The sequence below is a fragment of the Clostridium homopropionicum DSM 5847 genome, assembly GCF_001263795.1.
Taxonomy (GTDB): Bacteria; Bacillota; Clostridia; order Clostridiales; family Clostridiaceae; genus Clostridium_H; species Clostridium_H homopropionicum.
Window position 1 is genome coordinate 222,982 of sequence record NZ_LHUR01000022.1, and the last position, 16,672, is coordinate 239,653.

General features: G+C 31.2%; 16 protein-coding genes, 1 pseudogene and 1 riboswitch. Of the genes and pseudogenes, 5 read left to right on the forward strand and 12 right to left on the reverse strand.

Annotated elements, in window-relative coordinates; all coding sequences use genetic code 11:
* Nucleotides 1-5: 5 nt before the first annotated feature.
* Both CLHOM_RS09080 and CLHOM_RS09085 read right to left on the reverse strand, forming a co-directional pair.
* Nucleotides 6-392 (reverse strand): DUF1987 domain-containing protein, encoded by a 387-nt coding sequence (locus tag CLHOM_RS09080; protein WP_052221381.1) that lies wholly within the window; start codon nucleotides 390-392, stop codon nucleotides 6-8.
* A gap of 11 nt (nucleotides 393-403) precedes the next feature.
* The gene (locus CLHOM_RS09085) at nucleotides 404-949 is read right to left on the reverse strand and encodes a SiaB family protein kinase (RefSeq protein ID WP_052221382.1); all 546 of its coding nucleotides are present in this window, start codon (nucleotides 947-949) and stop codon (nucleotides 404-406) included.
* Nucleotides 950-1,227: 278 nt separating this feature from the next.
* On the opposite strand from CLHOM_RS09085, the gene CLHOM_RS09090 reads away from it, so the two are divergent.
* The 5 genes and pseudogenes from CLHOM_RS09090 to CLHOM_RS09110 all read left to right on the forward strand — a co-directional run bounded on the left by CLHOM_RS09090 (nucleotide 1,228) and on the right by CLHOM_RS09110 (nucleotide 5,919).
* Nucleotides 1,228-2,469: a hypothetical protein gene (locus tag CLHOM_RS09090; RefSeq protein WP_074782705.1), complete on the forward strand. Its 1,242-nt coding sequence runs from the start codon at nucleotides 1,228-1,230 to the stop codon at nucleotides 2,467-2,469.
* A gap of 146 nt (nucleotides 2,470-2,615) precedes the next feature.
* On the forward strand, nucleotides 2,616-3,341 hold the full coding sequence (locus CLHOM_RS09095) for an ABC transporter ATP-binding protein (protein WP_052221383.1): 726 nt from the start codon (nucleotides 2,616-2,618) through the stop codon (nucleotides 3,339-3,341).
* Nucleotides 3,328-4,080 carry an ABC transporter permease gene (locus tag CLHOM_RS09100; protein WP_052221384.1) on the forward strand — a complete coding sequence of 251 codons (753 nt, stop codon included), beginning with the start codon at nucleotides 3,328-3,330 and terminating at the stop codon, nucleotides 4,078-4,080. Before CLHOM_RS09095 ends, CLHOM_RS09100 begins: the two co-directional genes overlap by 14 nt.
* 200 nt (nucleotides 4,081-4,280) lie before the next feature.
* Nucleotides 4,281-5,207 (forward strand): annotated as a pseudogene (locus tag CLHOM_RS09105) (sensor histidine kinase); the annotation flags it as partial.
* A gap of 16 nt (nucleotides 5,208-5,223) precedes the next feature.
* A complete protein-coding gene (locus CLHOM_RS09110; RefSeq protein ID WP_052221386.1) occupies nucleotides 5,224-5,919 on the forward strand; it encodes a response regulator transcription factor in 696 nt (231 codons plus the stop codon).
* Between the two features lie 13 nt (nucleotides 5,920-5,932).
* Here the strand turns inward: CLHOM_RS09110 and CLHOM_RS09115 are convergent, their stop codons facing one another.
* Genes CLHOM_RS09115 through CLHOM_RS09160 form a run of 10 tightly spaced genes read right to left on the reverse strand, consistent with a single transcriptional unit; the run spans nucleotide 5,933 to nucleotide 16,177 of the window.
* Nucleotides 5,933-6,772: a GHMP family kinase ATP-binding protein gene (locus CLHOM_RS09115; protein ID WP_052221387.1), complete on the reverse strand. Its 840-nt coding sequence runs from the start codon at nucleotides 6,770-6,772 to the stop codon at nucleotides 5,933-5,935.
* A gap of 11 nt (nucleotides 6,773-6,783) precedes the next feature.
* Entirely contained in the window at nucleotides 6,784-7,323 is a 540-nt protein-coding gene (locus CLHOM_RS09120; protein ID WP_052221388.1) for a cob(I)yrinic acid a,c-diamide adenosyltransferase, read from the reverse strand.
* 16 nt (nucleotides 7,324-7,339) lie between these two features.
* Complete coding sequence (locus CLHOM_RS09125; protein WP_052221389.1) at nucleotides 7,340-8,713, reverse strand: cobyrinic acid a,c-diamide synthase CobB; 1,374 nt, start codon at nucleotides 8,711-8,713, stop codon at nucleotides 7,340-7,342.
* Nucleotides 8,714-8,723: 10 nt separating this feature from the next.
* A complete protein-coding gene (locus CLHOM_RS09130; RefSeq protein WP_052221390.1) occupies nucleotides 8,724-9,497 on the reverse strand; it encodes an ABC transporter ATP-binding protein in 774 nt (257 codons plus the stop codon).
* Nucleotides 9,498-9,500: 3 nt separating this feature from the next.
* Entirely contained in the window at nucleotides 9,501-10,544 is a 1,044-nt protein-coding gene (locus CLHOM_RS09135) for a FecCD family ABC transporter permease (protein WP_052221391.1), read from the reverse strand.
* Between the two features lie 10 nt (nucleotides 10,545-10,554).
* Nucleotides 10,555-11,502 (reverse strand): helical backbone metal receptor, encoded by a 948-nt coding sequence (locus CLHOM_RS09140; protein WP_052221392.1) that lies wholly within the window; start codon nucleotides 11,500-11,502, stop codon nucleotides 10,555-10,557.
* Between the two features lie 31 nt (nucleotides 11,503-11,533).
* Nucleotides 11,534-12,619 carry a nicotinate-nucleotide--dimethylbenzimidazole phosphoribosyltransferase gene (gene cobT, locus CLHOM_RS09145; protein WP_052221393.1) on the reverse strand — a complete coding sequence of 362 codons (1,086 nt, stop codon included), beginning with the start codon at nucleotides 12,617-12,619 and terminating at the stop codon, nucleotides 11,534-11,536.
* Between the two features lies 1 nt (nucleotide 12,620).
* Entirely contained in the window at nucleotides 12,621-13,715 is a 1,095-nt protein-coding gene (locus CLHOM_RS09150; RefSeq protein WP_052221394.1) for a pyridoxal phosphate-dependent aminotransferase, read from the reverse strand.
* Nucleotides 13,716-13,728: 13 nt separating this feature from the next.
* Nucleotides 13,729-14,691: an adenosylcobinamide-phosphate synthase CbiB gene (cbiB, locus tag CLHOM_RS09155; RefSeq protein ID WP_052221395.1), complete on the reverse strand. Its 963-nt coding sequence runs from the start codon at nucleotides 14,689-14,691 to the stop codon at nucleotides 13,729-13,731.
* 1 nt (nucleotide 14,692) lies between these two features.
* Nucleotides 14,693-16,177 carry a cobyric acid synthase gene (locus CLHOM_RS09160; RefSeq protein ID WP_052221396.1) on the reverse strand — a complete coding sequence of 495 codons (1,485 nt, stop codon included), beginning with the start codon at nucleotides 16,175-16,177 and terminating at the stop codon, nucleotides 14,693-14,695.
* Between the two features lie 184 nt (nucleotides 16,178-16,361).
* Nucleotides 16,362-16,547: riboswitch (cobalamin riboswitch) on the reverse strand.
* Between the last annotated feature and the right edge of the window lie 125 nt (nucleotides 16,548-16,672).

Genomic DNA, 16,672 nt, shown 5'->3' on the forward strand with positions numbered 1-16,672 from the left:
CTATTTTACCTTCTACAATCTAATAAGTTAAATGGCAGCGTTAAATCTTCTTTAAATTCCTCCGCACATTCTATAGTACTTTCATTTTCTTCATCATAATACCAATTAATAATAATATCCTTACCTGAATCAAAAGCCTCTTGAAATTTATCTAATAGCATAATTATGCATTTTGAACTACTAGAATTGATATATGGCATTTTAAATTCTATCTCTATTAGAAGCTCTCCTTGAATTTCTTTAATATAATCATCAACCCATTGAAAAATAGGCTCATAAAATTTAAAAGCATTTTCAGGATAAGATTGACCACTTATTTTTAAAATATTATTACTAGGATCAAAGTCTATTTCAGGTGTAGACTTTGTTCTCTCAATATATAATCTCTCCATTTAAGTTCCTCCTAAACTATTGCTTGCAATTGAAAAAAGGATAAGTTATCATCAATTTCTCTAAAAGAATATTCTAATGGCTTGCTTGCTTTTCTTGCTATATCAATAAGTCCAACTCCAGCACCTAAACTACCCTTTGGAGGTTCTTTTTTCAATTCAGCTCTATAAAATTTTTTTAATTCATCCTTGTTCATGACTTTTATTACATCTAATTTTTCTATAAGAGCTTTAATATCACTATTTTCAATTATGTTTCCAGAAGTAATGCAGTATTTAGAATCTACCTTACTAATACTTACAATTCCTGAATTCTCTATTTTACTATATTTATCAGAATTATTCTTGCAAACAATATAATTTCTTATATTTTGACTTTGCTCAATAAATATAGAAAACACATTATACATATCATTTTTAGGTATTTCCTCATCTTCCATTCTGTTTTTTATTGCTTCTCCTAATTCTTCAATAATTCCTTGATAAAACTTTCCTGAAAAACTAATTATAATATTGTTTTCTTTTAGTATATTCTGAAGTTCTAGAAGATTGTTATTCATAAATTCAGCTCCTCCAAATATATGTTTTTATTTATTTTATTATAACAGTTAACCTTTGTCTAAGAAATATTATATAAAAAATTAATTAAACAAAGTTAACCACATTAATAACATAAATTCAAAAATAAAAATACATTTGATTAATACTAGTCAAAGGTACTTTTATTTGTTTATACTTTGTTTATAATTAGTTTATATAAAATAAAGAGTTGCCCCTTATAATAAAATTATGAAGGACCTTCATAAATAATAAATTAATACCAAAAGGAGTTATTAAAATGAAATTCAAGAAAAAATCTGCTATGCTTTTAAGCTTTGTTCTTGGCACAACAATGCTCGCTACAACTGCCATAGCTGAAATATCATCAAAAAGCGGATATGTTCAGCTAAAAGACTCATTAAAATATACAGCTGATGCTGCTACAAGCAAGCTTTCTAGCTATACCATGGACATGTCATTTGTTGCAAAGGCTGACGGAAAAGTAATCTCATCTGAAAAATCTCTTAATAAATATGATCTTGGAAAACAAGCTACAGAAACTACAACATCAAGAGTTGATGGTAATAATAAGAGTGAATATTATTATTACTCTGATAAAAATGTTAGAATAAATAAAAGTGCAGATGAATCTATCTACTTCCTAACTGAATTCACAAGCCCAAAAGAATCAAAATCAATTACAAATCCTTTTAATGAAAAAGGTGCTGAAGATATAGAAATAATTGCTGACATTCTTGTAGGCAACTTAAAAGATGCTGTTATAGTAACTGAACAATCTGATGGAGGCAAGGAACTATCCGGTTCTATAAGCGAATCACAAATCCCAGCCTTAATTAATGCAATAGTATCTTTTCAGTGCAAAAACGAATTTAGTTATAGACAAAATAACGATAGCCTTATACCTAGAATCACAAAAGACATCTTCGTCAAGGAAATTACCGGAAAAATGATTGTTGACAAAGATGGTTTAATTCAAAGCATAAATGGAACAGGAGCACTTTACGGTAAAGATGAAAATGGTAAAGAACACACTATTACCTTTGAACTTTCTGGAAAATTATACGATGTAAATTCAACAACTGTTACTAAACCTGATCTTTCAGGCAAAAAAGTAGAAAAGAATGTAGAAAAAGATTTTGATAAACTAACTAACCCTTCAAAATATATAGGAAAATATAAAACTGATATTATAATAGAGAAAGACGGCAAGTTTGCAAAGATAGGTGAAAAAGTCATTGATATTACTCAAATAGATGAAACTACAATCACTGGTAAATATTATGAAGAGTATACAAAAGGTTATGAAGAGTACTCAAAAAATAAAAAGGACTTTAACTTTAGTGCAAAATTCCAAGAAAAGAGTTTAAATGCAGAATTCACAGCTACTACATCTTCAGGTAATACTGTTAAAGGTAACATATATGTAGATCAATTCTCTGGAAAGGTACATTTTAATATAAACGAAAATAGAAGCTCTAACCTACTATTTGACGGTGAATTTAGCAGAGTATTTGAATAATCTAAGAAAAATGCAAGGCATTTTTCTTAAGTAACCAGTTACCAGTAACCAGTAGAGTTAATAAAAACTGGTTACTGGGAATTGGTTACTGGTCACTAAGAATTTTACTTTGTAAAATTCTTAAATTAATTTCTGGAGGTATATGCATGGAAAAAGTAATTGAAATTAAAAATCTCTCCAAGGTATATAAAAATGGGAGAGGCATAAGAGATATAAACCTTGATATTCATAGAGGTGAAATTTTCGGATTTTTAGGTCCCAATGGGGCTGGCAAAACAACTGCTATGAAAATTATGACTGGTCTTGTCACTCCAGACAGTGGAGATGTAAAAATCTTAGGACACAGCATTTTAGAAAACTTTGAGGGAGCTATGGAGAAGGTTGGCTGCATAATAGAGACTGCTGAATCCTACCCTTACCTGACGGCTTTTGAAAATCTGCGACAATTTGCAAGATATTATAAAAATGTTGATTCCGAAAGAATCGAAGAGGTTTTAGAAATCACTGGACTTTTAAAATATAAAAATGAAAAGCCTAAGAAATTCTCCCTTGGAATGAAACAAAGACTTGGAATTGCTGCTGCAATTTTATCAAAACCTGAGGTAGTTATTTTAGACGAGCCTTTAAATGGACTTGATGTTGAAGGAATGATTCATATGAGAAACATAATAAAAGACTTAGCCGAAAGAGAGAAAACCACATTTTTCATATCCAGCCACCTTATTCATGATGTAGAGCTTACCTGTACAAGCATTGGTATATTGTATGATGGAAAAATGCTTAATGTGGATACTACTGATAATATTCTTAAAAATTATGTTTCTCTTGAAAATTATTTTATTAGTGAGGTAGAAAGAAATGGCAGGATTTAAAGCAGCTTTGATTAATGAGCTTGAAAAGTTATATAGAAAGAAGAAGGTTATAGTTGCAGCTTTAGTATCACTTATGTTTATAATTTTAGGTCAATTATCTATTACTGTAATTAGAAGCGGCTTCGGAATAAGAGGAGTTTCCAGCACAGAATTCCCTCTTTTAGTGCTTTCTGTAGTAGTAAATACAATTCTTCCTTTGTTTACTGCTCTGATTACCATCGATAGTTTTTCTGGGGAATTTTCTCACAACACAATGAAAATTACAATTACTAGACCAGTAACAAGATTGAAATTCTTTGCTGCAAAAATAAGCTCAATATTTATATTCGTTTTAATAAACCTTATGTTTGTAATGATCTTTTCTACTATAGTAGGTATTATTTTTAATTCAAATTCCTTTACACTTCAAGGTATTATTAGAATATTAGGTTCTTACCTTGTAACCCTAATCCCTATGACAGTATTAGCATTAATTATCGTGCTTCTTACAAATATACTTCATAGTGGAATAAGTGTATTTTTTGTTACTATTTTAATTTTTCTTCTTTTTAAGGGCCTCGGAATTATTTTTTCAAGCTATTCCAGTTTACTTTTTACAAGTATGTTAGACTGGTATAAAATATGGATTACAAGTAACATCTCTATTCTTAAGATTTTTCGTCAGTTTATGATAATGTTAAGCTATGATATACTACTATTTACAGGAGCATACTATTTATTTGATAAAAAAGGTTTTTAACTTCTATAAATAGGGCAGGTGAATAAATGAATATTAAGAAACGCCTAATTATTTCTAATACCATAACTATGGTAGTGCCTTTTATTTTTGTTAGCTTAACCATTTTTATATTTATGATTCTACATTCTAGAGTTTTTAACTCAGATATAAATTATAATAACTTAAAAGATTTATCAGCTTTAAAAGAAGAATTTATTGCTATTACTATGGTATTCTTTATTTCTTACATAGTAACTAACCTTATTATGTCATACCTTTTTTCAAAGCGAATATTAGAACCTATAGCTCATTTAAAAAGAGCAACTACTGAAATCAGTAGAGGAGATTTAAGTATTGAAATTACCGAAAGCGGTGACGAGGAAATTAAGGAACTCTGTGCAGATTTTGAAAAAATGAGAATACAGTTAAAAAATTCTGTACGCCTTAAAATAAAGTATGATGACAATAGAAAAATGTTGGTTTCTAGTATATCTCATGATTTAAAAACCCCTATAACCTCAATAAAGGGCTATGTTGAAGGAATTTTAGATGGAGTAGCTAATAGCCCGGAAAAAGTTGAACAGTATTTAAAAACCATTTATTCCAAGGCTGAACTTATGGATGTAATGATTGATGATTTACTTTTATATTCTAAGTTAGATTTAAATCAACTTCCCTTTAATTTTGAGAAAACTGATATTGTTAACTTTTTTGAATACTGTGTACAGGAAAATGATTTTGAACTTCAAAAGCATAACATAAAAATTCATCTTGAAAGTGAATTTAATGGACCAAAATATGTAATGCTAGATAGAGAAAGAATGAGAAGAGTCATAATTAATATTATAGATAATTCAAGAAAATACATGGATAAAGATAAAGGTAAAATAATCATAAGTCTTCGTGAAACTAATTCTAGTGTGATTATTGAAATAAGAGATAATGGTTCTGGAATTAATAAAGAAGATTTAAGTAGAATATTTGATAGATTCTATAGGGCAGATTTAGCGAGAACTGAAACAAAAGGCAGTGGTCTTGGACTTGCTATTTCAAAGCAGATTGTAGAAAGCCATAAAGGTAAAATATGGGCCATATCTCATGAAAATATGGGTGCAAGTATAATAATATCCTTAGCAAAGCTGCCATAAGAATGGAGATGATATTATGAAAAAGATTTTAATAGTCGAAGATGACTTAAGTATTGCCGAACTTCAAAAAGATTACTTGGAACTAGCAGGCTTTCAAGTGACTATATGTACAGATGGTGTGCAAGGTTTAAATGCTATAAAAGAAAAAGAGTTTAATCTAATAATTCTCGATATTATGCTTCCAAAGCTAGATGGCTTCAGTATATTACGCAGCATTCAAGAGGACAAGGATATTCCTGTTTTAATGGTTTCTGCAAAAAAAGAAGAAATTGATAAAATTAAAGGCTTTACTTTAGGAGCTGATGATTATATTACAAAACCTTTTAGTCCTGGAGAATTGGTAGCCCGTGTTAAATCTCATATCCAAAATTATGAAAGAATAAAAAGTAAATTTAGTGAAATGCCTAAAAACAAAGTAATACAAATAAGAGGCCTTGAAATAAACAAAGACTCAAGACAGGTATTTATAAACAACAAGGAAATAAACTTAGCTCAAAAAGAGTTTGATCTGCTGCTCTATTTAGCGGAAAGTCCTAATAGGGTTTTTAGTAAGGAAGATTTATTCGAGAAAGTTTGGGGGCTTGATTCACTTGGAGATACAGCTACCATCACAGTACATATTGCAAGAATAAGAGAAAAAATAGAATCCTCTCCTTCTAATCCTCAATACATTGAAACAGTTTGGGGAGCCGGATACAAGCTTAAGGTGTGATTTTACTTAGTTATCACACCTGTTCTATTTTTTCTAAGGTCTTTACAGCATATACCTTATAAAAACTTTGTTTATTAATAAATTTAACTGCCGCCTTTAATTTCTCTTCATCTTCATATATTATTCCTAGCGCATTGCCGCTATGTGCTCCAGTAATCCCCAGTCCTGAAGTACACTTTTTTATATTTTCAATATTTTTTATCCATGAATAACTTAGTCTATTCTGGTTTCTCTTTATACTCTCTTCTGAAACATAAGAAAGCTTTTCTAAGTTCTTTTCTGATAATCCTTCTTTTAATACAGTAAACAAGTCAGTTGCATCACTTAATTCAGGCAATTTTTTATTATTAAACTCTATAGTATTTATGCTCTTTTCCCCTTCAAAGGCAAGTATATTATATGAAATATAATTCCCGATTTTTTCTCTATAAGTACCTTTTTTATAATCAAATAGAGTCATTTCTCTGAAGATTATACTATCTGTAGGCTCTATACTTATGCACAGCTTGATTAGCTCCTCTTCACTAAAATTTTTCTTGAACATTTTCAAAAGAGCATAATATGTTGCACAAAGATCTGCGGTACTGCTGGCCATGCCTTTACCTGATGGAATATTAGAATAAATTTCTAAATCTAGACTTTCATAATACTCTTCATAATTCCAACTTCTTAATAGGTTGTATAAAAATTTATCAGTTTTTATACATTTGCTTTTTTTGTTGGGTTCTCTACATTCAAATAATCTCACAGTTGTATAAATATTTATAGGACAAGATAAAAGCATATCTTTATTATTGACCTTTCCTTGAAGCACTTCTCCAAAGCTTCCTGGATACCTTGTTATAACCTCCATAATTTCACCTTTTAATATTCAATCCCTTTTCTCACATAAACTCCCTTTGCCATGTAATGCTTTATTTCCTTCATTTCTGTTACTAAATCAGCCTTATTTTTTATTGAATCTGGAACATTTCTACCCGTTAAAATTAATTCCATGTTAATTGGTTTCTTATCTATGAGTTTCATAACTTGCTCTTCTGTTAATAACTTGTTTGACAGAACCCCCATAATCTCATCTAATATAAACACATCACAGCTACTATTTTTAATTACATCCATTGCAAAGCTATAGGCTTCATCTATTTCACTTTTTAAAATTTTCTTTTCTTCTTCATTAAGAGTCCAAAAGAAACCTTTCTTACTTTCAAATCTAAAGACTTGAAATTTATCTCCAATTAGTTTTGCTATCTCAAGTTCTCCTGTAGGTTCTGTCTTAAGAAACTGCAGCATATACACTTTAAGTCCATTTCCTACAGCCCTAATGGCTTGCCCTACTGCTGCTGTAGTCTTTCCTTTTCCGTTTCCTGTATACACCTGAACATATCCTCTTTCTAATCTATCCATTAATTGCACCTCTTTATTAAACTAATTTGGATTGTTTAACCTGACTAGTTTTATGTACTAACCTTAATAAATTATTAAAAAATTCCATATTGCTATAAAAATGAATATGTGCATAAGCTGCAATTACATTATTTTTAACATATCCACACTTCCATTGTTTTTCTTCCTCATAATGATTTTTGCTTAAACAAAATACTGTAGGCTCCTTAGTCTCTATATAACTCTTATGAAACTCATGACAGTGTATCTTTAAGCCCTTATGAAAAATATGATTTTCATTTTCTACTTGCAGTTCAGCATATCCAAAATTCACAAGGCTATTGCTGATTTTATATATTCCATCAAAGAACCCAACTAAACTATTTTTCTCTGAGCCTTCTGTTAAATACATAAGCCCTCCGCATTCTGCGTATGTAGGAAGTCCATTTTCTAATTTATCTTTTATGTCTTTTAAAAGTTCATGGTTATTGCTAAGTTCCTTCTCAAAGACTTCTGGATAACCACCTCCAATATAAAGAAAATCAATATCTTCAGGCAGCTTTTTATCCTCTAGTGGACTAAAAGGGATTAACTCTCCAACCCTTTCAAATAACTCTAGATTATCCTTATAATAAAAACTAAAGGCTTTATCATAAGCATAGGCTATCCTAATGGGCTTGCTTACAATAAGGCTCTTAATATATTCAAACTGTTTATTAGCATTCCTACGGTTATATTCCTCTGACTCATCTAAGGAATTTATTATTCCTTCAACATCAACATTCTCTCCCAATATCTTAGAAGAAAGATTTATCTTTTTGTCTAAGTTTTCTATTTCGCTGCTCTGAATTAATCCTAAATGTCTGCTCCCAAGTATTATTCTTTCATTCTTTGGCAGATACCCAAATACTTTTAATGGAGTATTTTTTTCTATAAGCTTTTTTAGCAGCTTGTAATATCCCTCACTAATATTGTTAAGAACTACTCCTTTAATATTTGCATTTTCATAGTTTATAAGTCCTAAAAGCTCAGCACACAGTGTATTGCTTTGAGCCTTTGGTGTTATTACTAATATTATAGGTAAATTGAGGACCTTAGATAAATCATATGTAGAACACTTACTATCGTAGCCTAAACCATCATATAATCCCATAGCTCCTTCAATAATTCCTATGTCACCTTGTCCTTTTGAAAAGCTGGTCTTTACTCCCTCTTCTCCCATTAAAAATAAATCTAAGTTTCTTGAAGCTTTCTTGCATAGATGAGTATGAAAAGCTGTATCTATATAATCTGGGCCAGACTTATAGCCTTGAACACTATATCCCCTATTTATTAATGCTTTCATCAATGCTAAAGTAAAAGTTGTTTTACCTCCACCGCTGCAATTTGACGATATAATTATACTTTTCATTTTTCACCTCCTACACAATAGGAATTACGTAAGGACATTTACTAATAGGATTTTCAATGATTTCTACAGAAAGCTTATATACGTTTTTAATATTTTCCTTGTTTATAACTTCCCAAGGAGTTCCTTTAGCTGCCACTTTTCCATTATTTATTAATATTACCTGATCACTAAAAATGGATGCTAAATTTAAATCGTGTAAGACAGCAATTATTACTTTATTACTCTTCAAATTCTTGAATATGTTTAAAAATTCTATTTGATATTGTATATCTAAATGTGAAGTTGGTTCATCCAGTAGAATTATATCCGTTTCTTGACTTAGAGCTCTTGCAGCTATTACCCTTTGAAGTTCACCACCACTGAGTTCTGTAATAGGTTTATCTTTTAATTTCCACGTATTTGTAGCTTTCATGTATTTTTCTATTATTTTCTCATCCTCTGAATTGAAATCCTCAAATCTTCTTTTATAAGGACTTCTTCCCATCATAACTATATCAAAAACAGTAAAATCATAATCTATTAATGTATTTTGAGGTATTACTGATATTATCTTTGCTAGATTTTTGTTATTAAAACTATAGATATCCTGATTGTCTACAAAAACACTTTTATGCTCTGGTGCTATTAACTTTGATATGTTCTTAATAAAAGTTGATTTTCCTGAACCATTAGGACCTATAATTGAGTAAAAATTGCCCTTACAAAAACTTAAGCTTATATCATTTAAAATTTTTTTATCTTCATAAGAAAAATTAAGATCTCTTATTACTAAATTATTTTTCAATGTTTAACTCCTTTTTTTCATTTTAATAAGCAGATATATGAAATAGGGAGAGCCGATTAATGCTGTAACGGCCCCCACAGGTAACTCAGCTGGTGAAGCTGCGGTCCTTGCAATAGTATCTGCAAATAGTAAAAATATTGCTCCAATCAAAGCCGAAAATGGAATTAATGCCTTATTGTTTGGTCCAAATAAAATTCTTACCATGTGAGGCACTATAAAGCCTACAAAACCAATTATTCCCGAAAAAGAGACACTAACAGCTACAATCATTGATGAAACTATTATTATAAGCTTTTTTAATTTTTCCGTATCAACCCCTAGGCTTTTAGCATTATCATCTCCAATAAGCATCAAATTAAAATCTCTATAAAAAAAGTAAATAATTATTGTACCAATTAATGTTACAGGGGCTACTATGAAAATATTCTTCCAACTTGAAGCATTAAAACTTCCCATCATCCAAAATACTATTTTATGAACCTCTTCTTGATTAAAAACCATTATCACTGAAATCAAGGCTGACATTAAGAAGCTAACTGCACTTCCAGATAGTAATAAATTTGTTGTTGCTACCTTTCCTCTTACCTGTGCTATAGAATAAATCAAAATAGTTGTGCCTAATGCACCTAAAAATGCAAATATAGTTACAGCGCTTAGTTGTATTGTTATAACTGGTATATGTAAAACTATAGCTAAAGCTGCTCCAAGAGCTGCGCCTGAGGATATTCCAAGTACATGAGGATCTGCCATGGGGTTTTTAAATAAAGATTGAAAAGCCGCTCCAACTACCGCAAGCCCCATTCCCACGAGACTGGCCATAATTATTCTTGGCATCCTTACCAAGAATATAATGAGAAAATGTGTACTAGACACATTTTCTTTAATATATTCACCTATACCAGGGATAGTTTTTAAAATGACAATTAAAACATTGTAGGGTGTTATATTTGCACTTCCAATTGAAATAGCCACAATTGCAAGCACAGCATAAGCTACTAATAATATAACAAAGGATTCTTTTCTTCTATTCTTTGTGAATTTGTTCATCTTCTACACCTTACTTAAATAAATCTGGATGAAGTATCTTAGCTAGTGCTTCAACCCCCTCTGCAAGTCTTGGTCCTTGTCTATTTAATAGATTGTCATCTATTTCTATAACCTTGTTATTCTTTACAGCTGACAGTTCTTTATAGCCAGCAGTTGTTATAAATTGTGCTTTCATATCATAGTTTTTTGATAGGACTATATATTCTGGATCATTTTCAATTATCTTTTCAAGACTGTATTTCCATCCTGTTGCATCTTTTGCTATGTTAGTTCCACCAGCCATTTGAATAATTTGTCCTATGAAAGTATCTCCAGTAGCAGTATAATCACCATCTTTACCGAAACCAACAACGTAATATACCTTTGGTGCTTCTTTACCTTCTACTTTACCTTTAACCTCTTGAATCTTTTTCTGCATTGCAGAAACTAAAGTTCTAGCTGTATCTTGAGCATTCACTATTTTTCCTAATGTATCTATAATATCATAAACCCCATTGAAATCCTCAGCATTGTATAGCACAATTATCTTTATACCTAAATCCTCTAATTTCTTAGCTACATCATCTTTAAAATGTGTAGATGCAATAACCACATCTGGTTTTAATTCAATTATTTTTTCAACGTTAGGATTTGTTAATGAACCAATACTTTGAACATTTTTAGCCTCAGCTGGATAATCACAATAGTCTGTTCTTCCAACAAGCTTATTCCCTTTTCCCAATGCATATATTAACTCAGTGACATTAGGAGCTACAGAAATAATTCTCTCTGGTTCCTTTTCTATAACAACTTCTTTTCCTTTTGAATCCTTAACTGTAAGGGGATATTTTGTTACTGAAGCTTCTATATTATCCTTATCCTTATTTCCATTATTATTTGTATTTCCGCAGGCTGCAAAAGTAACCATCATTACTACTGCAAGTAAAGCTACAATAAAATTTTTGACTATTCTTTTCATTATTAATCTACCTTTCTTTTATAAAATTATTTTAATTTTCTTCTCTTATATCTACAAGCTTATCCTTTGACTCCTCACCAATACCTATATCATTAAAAGTAGCCATATTATTAACTACATAAAGAGCTGCCTCTATAACATTGAAAGCAAGAGGGCATCCGCTGCCTTCTCCAAGTCTCATATCTAAATACAGTATAGGTTCTAATCTTATATAGTTAAATACATAATTTACAGCCTTTTCATCAGATTTATGAGATGTAAACATATAATCCTTGCACTCTGGCTTTAAAATATAAGCACAAAGAGCTGCTGCACAGGAAATAACTCCATCTATAACTATTGGCTTTTTATTCTTAGCTGCTGATAAAAAGCATCCACACATTCCTGCAATATCAAAACCCCCTACCTTGCTTATAACATCTATAACATCCTCTTTATTAGGATTATTGATCTTTAAAGCCTTCTTAAGAACATTTTTCTTATTTTTAAACTGCTCTTCAGTTAGACCTACTCCCTTACCAACTAATTCTTCAATATCTACTCCTAAAAGTGAAGCTATAACCGCTGCACTAGTAGATGTATTTCCAATTCCCATTTCTCCAGTTCCAAACAGATCACAGCCTTCACTGCATAGCTTATCTGTAATCTCTATACCAACCTCTATGGCCTTTATGGCTTCTTCCCTAGTCATAGCTGGTCCCTTAGCCATATTTGCTGTACCCTCATTAACTTTTCTGTTTATTACCTTAGGATTATTAATCTTACCTTTTACTCCTACATCAACTACTGTTAATTCAGCATTTGCAAAGGAAGCTAATACACCGACACCTGTTTTCATTTCCGGAATACCTTCTGTCATTACTTTAGTGATTATCTGATCTGCTGAACTTACTCCCTCTTCACATATTCCATTGTCAGAACACATTACAATTATGTTTCTCTTGCTTACCTTATTGAAAACCTCTCCTGTAATGCCAGAAAATTTTGCTGCAATCTCTTCCAGCTTTCCAAGACTTCCAAGAGGCTTAGTTAGATTGTCAATATGTTTCTTCGCTCTCTGTACTGCATCTTTGTCTGCTGGGTTTATGCTGCTAATTGTATTCATAAATTGATTCATATTATTTCCCTCCTATTAACTGCATCTCTAATTCTTTAAAAATATTTAATAACTTTTGGTTATCCTCTCTGCTTTTAATTGCTAATCTTATAAATCTATCATCAAGTCCTCTAAAGTTTCTGCATCGCCTTATAAGTACACCCCTTGAAAGGCAAAAATTGAACATATCTTCACCAGTGATATTTATTGATCTTAAAAGTTGAAAATTTGCATGGGTTTCATAGATCTCATCTATGAAATTAAATCTTTTTAGTTCTTCAATGAAATATTGTCTCTCTATGTTGTGCTTATCTTTAGAAGCATTTATATACTCCTGATCCTTTAATACACTTTTTATTGCTATCTCTGCAAAAGTATTAATATTCCAAGGTATTTGGAGCTTAGATAAACTTTCAATAAAATCTATATCTAAGCTTACTCCATAGCCAAGCCTGATTCCAGGCATTGCGAAGAATTTAGTAAAAGCTCTTATTATAAATAAGCACTTAAAGCTTGAACATTTGTCCACAAAGCTTTGATTTTCATCTTCCACAAATTCTATAAAGGCTTCATCTATTATAATTTTCTTTTTATGTTCCTCACAATAATAGATAATTTTTTCAAAGGATTCTTTATTAATTATTCCCCCATTAGGATTGTTAGGGTTCCCTATAACTAAACCATCACATCCTTTAAGCCTTTCCATAATATCATTGTAGTTATAGCTAAAGTCCTCATTTAAATAGGAAAAGACTATTTCTTTACTATAGGCTTTTGCAGTAGTTTCATACTCAGAAAAAGATGGAACAACAATGCAAGGCTTTTTTAAGGCTCTAATAGAAAGATTTATTATTTCCGCTGCTCCATTGCCTAGAATAATATTCTCTTCCCTTATTCCTGCTTTTAGGTACTCACTAATATGCAGCTTTGCTTCTCTATATTTTAAATCTGGATAACAAATAATATCTTCTAAGGCTTTGTGCACATTATTTGTAAAGCTCTTAGGAACTCCTAGAAAATTAATATTAGAACTAAAATCTATAAGCTCAATACCTTTAAATTTACCTTCTGTGTAGATGTCTCCACCATGCTCCAAAAAGCTTTTATGATCATTCATAAAACATTCTCCTCTAAGTTAGATAAACTATTATTGTGGCAATTGCTGCAAATAAAAACTCAGTTAAAAACATAATTTTGTTTGAAGATACTATATCCTCTCTTTGGAGCTCACGAGTCTTATCTCCAATTGTAGGTTTTTCAACAACTTCTCCAAAATAAATATTATTTCCACCCAGTTGAACCTTTAAAATTGCTGCTACAGCAGCTTCTGGATATGCACAATTAGGACTTTTGTGATTATTTCTATCTCTTATCATGATTTTTAAACTATTATAACAACTAGCCTTCATAAATAAAGCTGTCATGCACATAAAAAATCCAGTAATTCTAGCTGGTATGAAATTAAATACATCATCGGTCTTTGCAGAAAAGAAACCAAAATAAGTGTATAGTTCATTAAGATAACCCACCATAGAATCCATAGTATTTATTCCTTTGTACATCATTGCTAGAGGTGCTCCCCCTATAAATCCATAAAATAAAGGAGCAATCACTCCGTCAGAAGTATTTTCTGCAACAGTCTCCACAGTTGCTCGTATCAACTGTTTTTCATCAAGATTTTGAGTCTCTCTGCCTACTATGTATGAAGTAAACTTTCTTGCAAGGGCTATATCCTTCTTTTCTAAAGCAAAATAAACCTTCATGCTTTCCTCTTTTAAAGACTTTGCTGCAATGGTGGTCCAAAGAAGCATAATATTCACTACATGAAATAATGGTTTTACTGACCAAGTAAAATATAAAATAATTGCTGGTAGTAAAAAACATATTAAAACTACAATTAAAACCATAATTCCACCAAGATACTTCAGTTGTTTATTATTTTTAGCTGTGGCTCTCATTTTATTTTCTATAATCTTTATTAATTTACCAATAAAAATTATTGGATGAGGTAACCAATATGGATCTCCTAGTATTAGATCTATTATTACTGCTGCAATAACATCTAATGAATTGATAACTAAAAAATCTTCCATACTACTTAAGCCTCATTATTTCGTAAATTTTGTTCATATCTAAGGCTTTTCTAACAATGTCAGCTAGCTTATTTAGCTCTTCTTCCCTAAAGCCTTCATACACTGGAGACTTTCTTTGTGTCATAGATTTTTTCGTTCTTATCTTATTCAGTAAATACTCTCTAAATTCTGTAGAATCTAAAATCCCATGTACATAGGTTCCAAAAATGGTTTCACTGTTATTAAAAACACCATCAAGTTTATTAGTTTCAACACCATTTTCCCTATTTATTGTTATAAAGCTGTTTACATCATCGCCTACTATAGTTTTTCCCATATGAATTTCATAGCCATATATATTTCCTTTAAAATTAGGCAGGTTCACATTTCCCTCTACCCTTGTCATTACTTTTTCACTTTCAATAGTTGTGATAGTATCTAAAAGCCCAATTCCTTTTATACTTTCCATGCTGCTTTCAATATTTAAAGGATCTCCAATCTCTTTTCCCATCATTTGGTAACCACCGCAAATACCCAGTGTAATACCCTTTTTACTGTAATCCAATATAGCTTCTTCAAGTCCTGAGTCTTTTATAGTATTTAAATCCTCTATAGTATTTTTACTTCCTGGAATAATAAGCAGGTCTGGCATCCCAAACTCTTCTTTGCTGCTAATAAATCTAACACTCACGTCTTCTTCACACTTTAGGCAATCAGCATCTGTAAAGTTAGACATATGTGGAAGCATTACTACAGCAACATCAATAGGTGCAGTAGCCTTCTTATTTATCTCCATCATTGCTCCATCTTCATCCTCAAGAATTAAGTTGAAATATGGAACAACACCTAAACAGGTTCTTTTAATTATTTCCTCCAGCATGTTAATTCCTGGTGTAAGCAGATCTATATCTCCTCTAAACTTGTTAATAATAGTACCTTTAACCCGTTTTCTCTCTTCTTCTGTTAAAAGAAGCATAGTACCAGCAAGAGATGCAAAAACTCCTCCCTTATCTATGTCTCCAACTATTAAAACAGGAGCATCAACTAACTCTGCCATGCCCATATTAACAATATCCCTATCTCTTAGATTTATTTCAGCTGGACTGCCTGCTCCCTCTATGACGACTATGTCAAAATCACTTTCAAGCTTTAAGAAATCTTCTTTAAGCATATCTTTAAATAGTATTTTTAGATTATGGTATTCCGCTGCTGTATGATTATTATAAACCTTTCCATTTACAATTACTTGACATTTAGCATCAGCCGTGGGCTTTAGGAGTATAGGATTCATGAATACTTGAGGCTCTAAACCAGCTGCATAAGCCTGAAGCACTTGAGCTCTCCCCATTTCCTTCCCGTCCAACGTGATATATGAATTTAAAGACATGTTCTGAGATTTATAAGGACATACTGAATATCCATCCTGTTTAAAAATCCTACATAGAGCAGCAACAATAAGACTTTTCCCAACAGAGGAGCCTGTGCCTTGGATCATTATCTTAGCCATGAGATTCCCTCCTTTCTTTTTATTTAACATAAAATTTAACCTTATAGCCTCCGGTAAACCTGTCTCAAATAAAAAGACAATACGCTTTAAACGTACTGCCACTAGAATTAACATACAACTAAAAAATATAACAACCTATAAATAGTTATAGTTCTCCCTAATAGACCTTCCCTCCGAAAGCATATTAAAAACGCAAATTTAGGCAGGTCTCCTGACTTATGAATCATCCTCATCTTTTCCTTCCCCTATAAGAATAGAGTGGACTATAAAGAATTGTCATCAATTACAGTAGCGGGGGCTGTTGTGGATTCTAACCACATTCCCTTTTCACCTTTACATATATAAAGGCACCTAAATTTTATATTAAATTTTAAGCTTCTTAATTTCGAATTAAATCAACACTCTGTGTAAGTGACTTGCACCAAATCAAAGATTTGGGCAATCTACTTAAGATTTAGGCTCCCTGCTTAAGTATAGAAGCTTTATCCTATAATG

Bases quoted from the DNA above. Each gene is read 5' to 3' on its own strand.
- cbiB (WP_052221395.1), bottom strand. From the start codon at position 14,691: ATGGAAGATTTTTTAGTTATCAATTCATTAGATGTTATTGCAGCAGTA.
- CLHOM_RS09160 (WP_052221396.1), bottom strand. From the start codon at position 16,177: ATGGCTAAGATAATGATCCAAGGCACAGGCTCCTCTGTTGGGAAAAGT.
- CLHOM_RS09135 (WP_052221391.1), bottom strand. From the start codon at position 10,544: ATGAACAAATTCACAAAGAATAGAAGAAAAGAATCCTTTGTTATATTA.
- CLHOM_RS09115 (WP_052221387.1), bottom strand. From the start codon at position 6,772: ATGGAGGTTATAACAAGGTATCCAGGAAGCTTTGGAGAAGTGCTTCAA.
- CLHOM_RS09110 (WP_052221386.1), top strand. From the start codon at position 5,224: ATGAAAAAGATTTTAATAGTCGAAGATGACTTAAGTATTGCCGAACTT.
- cobT (WP_052221393.1), bottom strand. From the start codon at position 12,619: ATGAATCAATTTATGAATACAATTAGCAGCATAAACCCAGCAGACAAA.
- CLHOM_RS09150 (WP_052221394.1), bottom strand. From the start codon at position 13,715: ATGAATGATCATAAAAGCTTTTTGGAGCATGGTGGAGACATCTACACA.
- CLHOM_RS09125 (WP_052221389.1), bottom strand. From the start codon at position 8,713: ATGAAAAGTATAATTATATCGTCAAATTGCAGCGGTGGAGGTAAAACA.
- CLHOM_RS09100 (WP_052221384.1), top strand. From the start codon at position 3,328: ATGGCAGGATTTAAAGCAGCTTTGATTAATGAGCTTGAAAAGTTATAT.
- CLHOM_RS09090 (WP_074782705.1), top strand. From the start codon at position 1,228: ATGAAATTCAAGAAAAAATCTGCTATGCTTTTAAGCTTTGTTCTTGGC.
- CLHOM_RS09080 (WP_052221381.1), bottom strand. From the start codon at position 392: ATGGAGAGATTATATATTGAGAGAACAAAGTCTACACCTGAAATAGAC.
- CLHOM_RS09095 (WP_052221383.1), top strand. From the start codon at position 2,616: ATGGAAAAAGTAATTGAAATTAAAAATCTCTCCAAGGTATATAAAAAT.
- CLHOM_RS09085 (WP_052221382.1), bottom strand. From the start codon at position 949: ATGAATAACAATCTTCTAGAACTTCAGAATATACTAAAAGAAAACAAT.
- CLHOM_RS09120 (WP_052221388.1), bottom strand. From the start codon at position 7,323: ATGGATAGATTAGAAAGAGGATATGTTCAGGTGTATACAGGAAACGGA.
- CLHOM_RS09140 (WP_052221392.1), bottom strand. From the start codon at position 11,502: ATGAAAAGAATAGTCAAAAATTTTATTGTAGCTTTACTTGCAGTAGTA.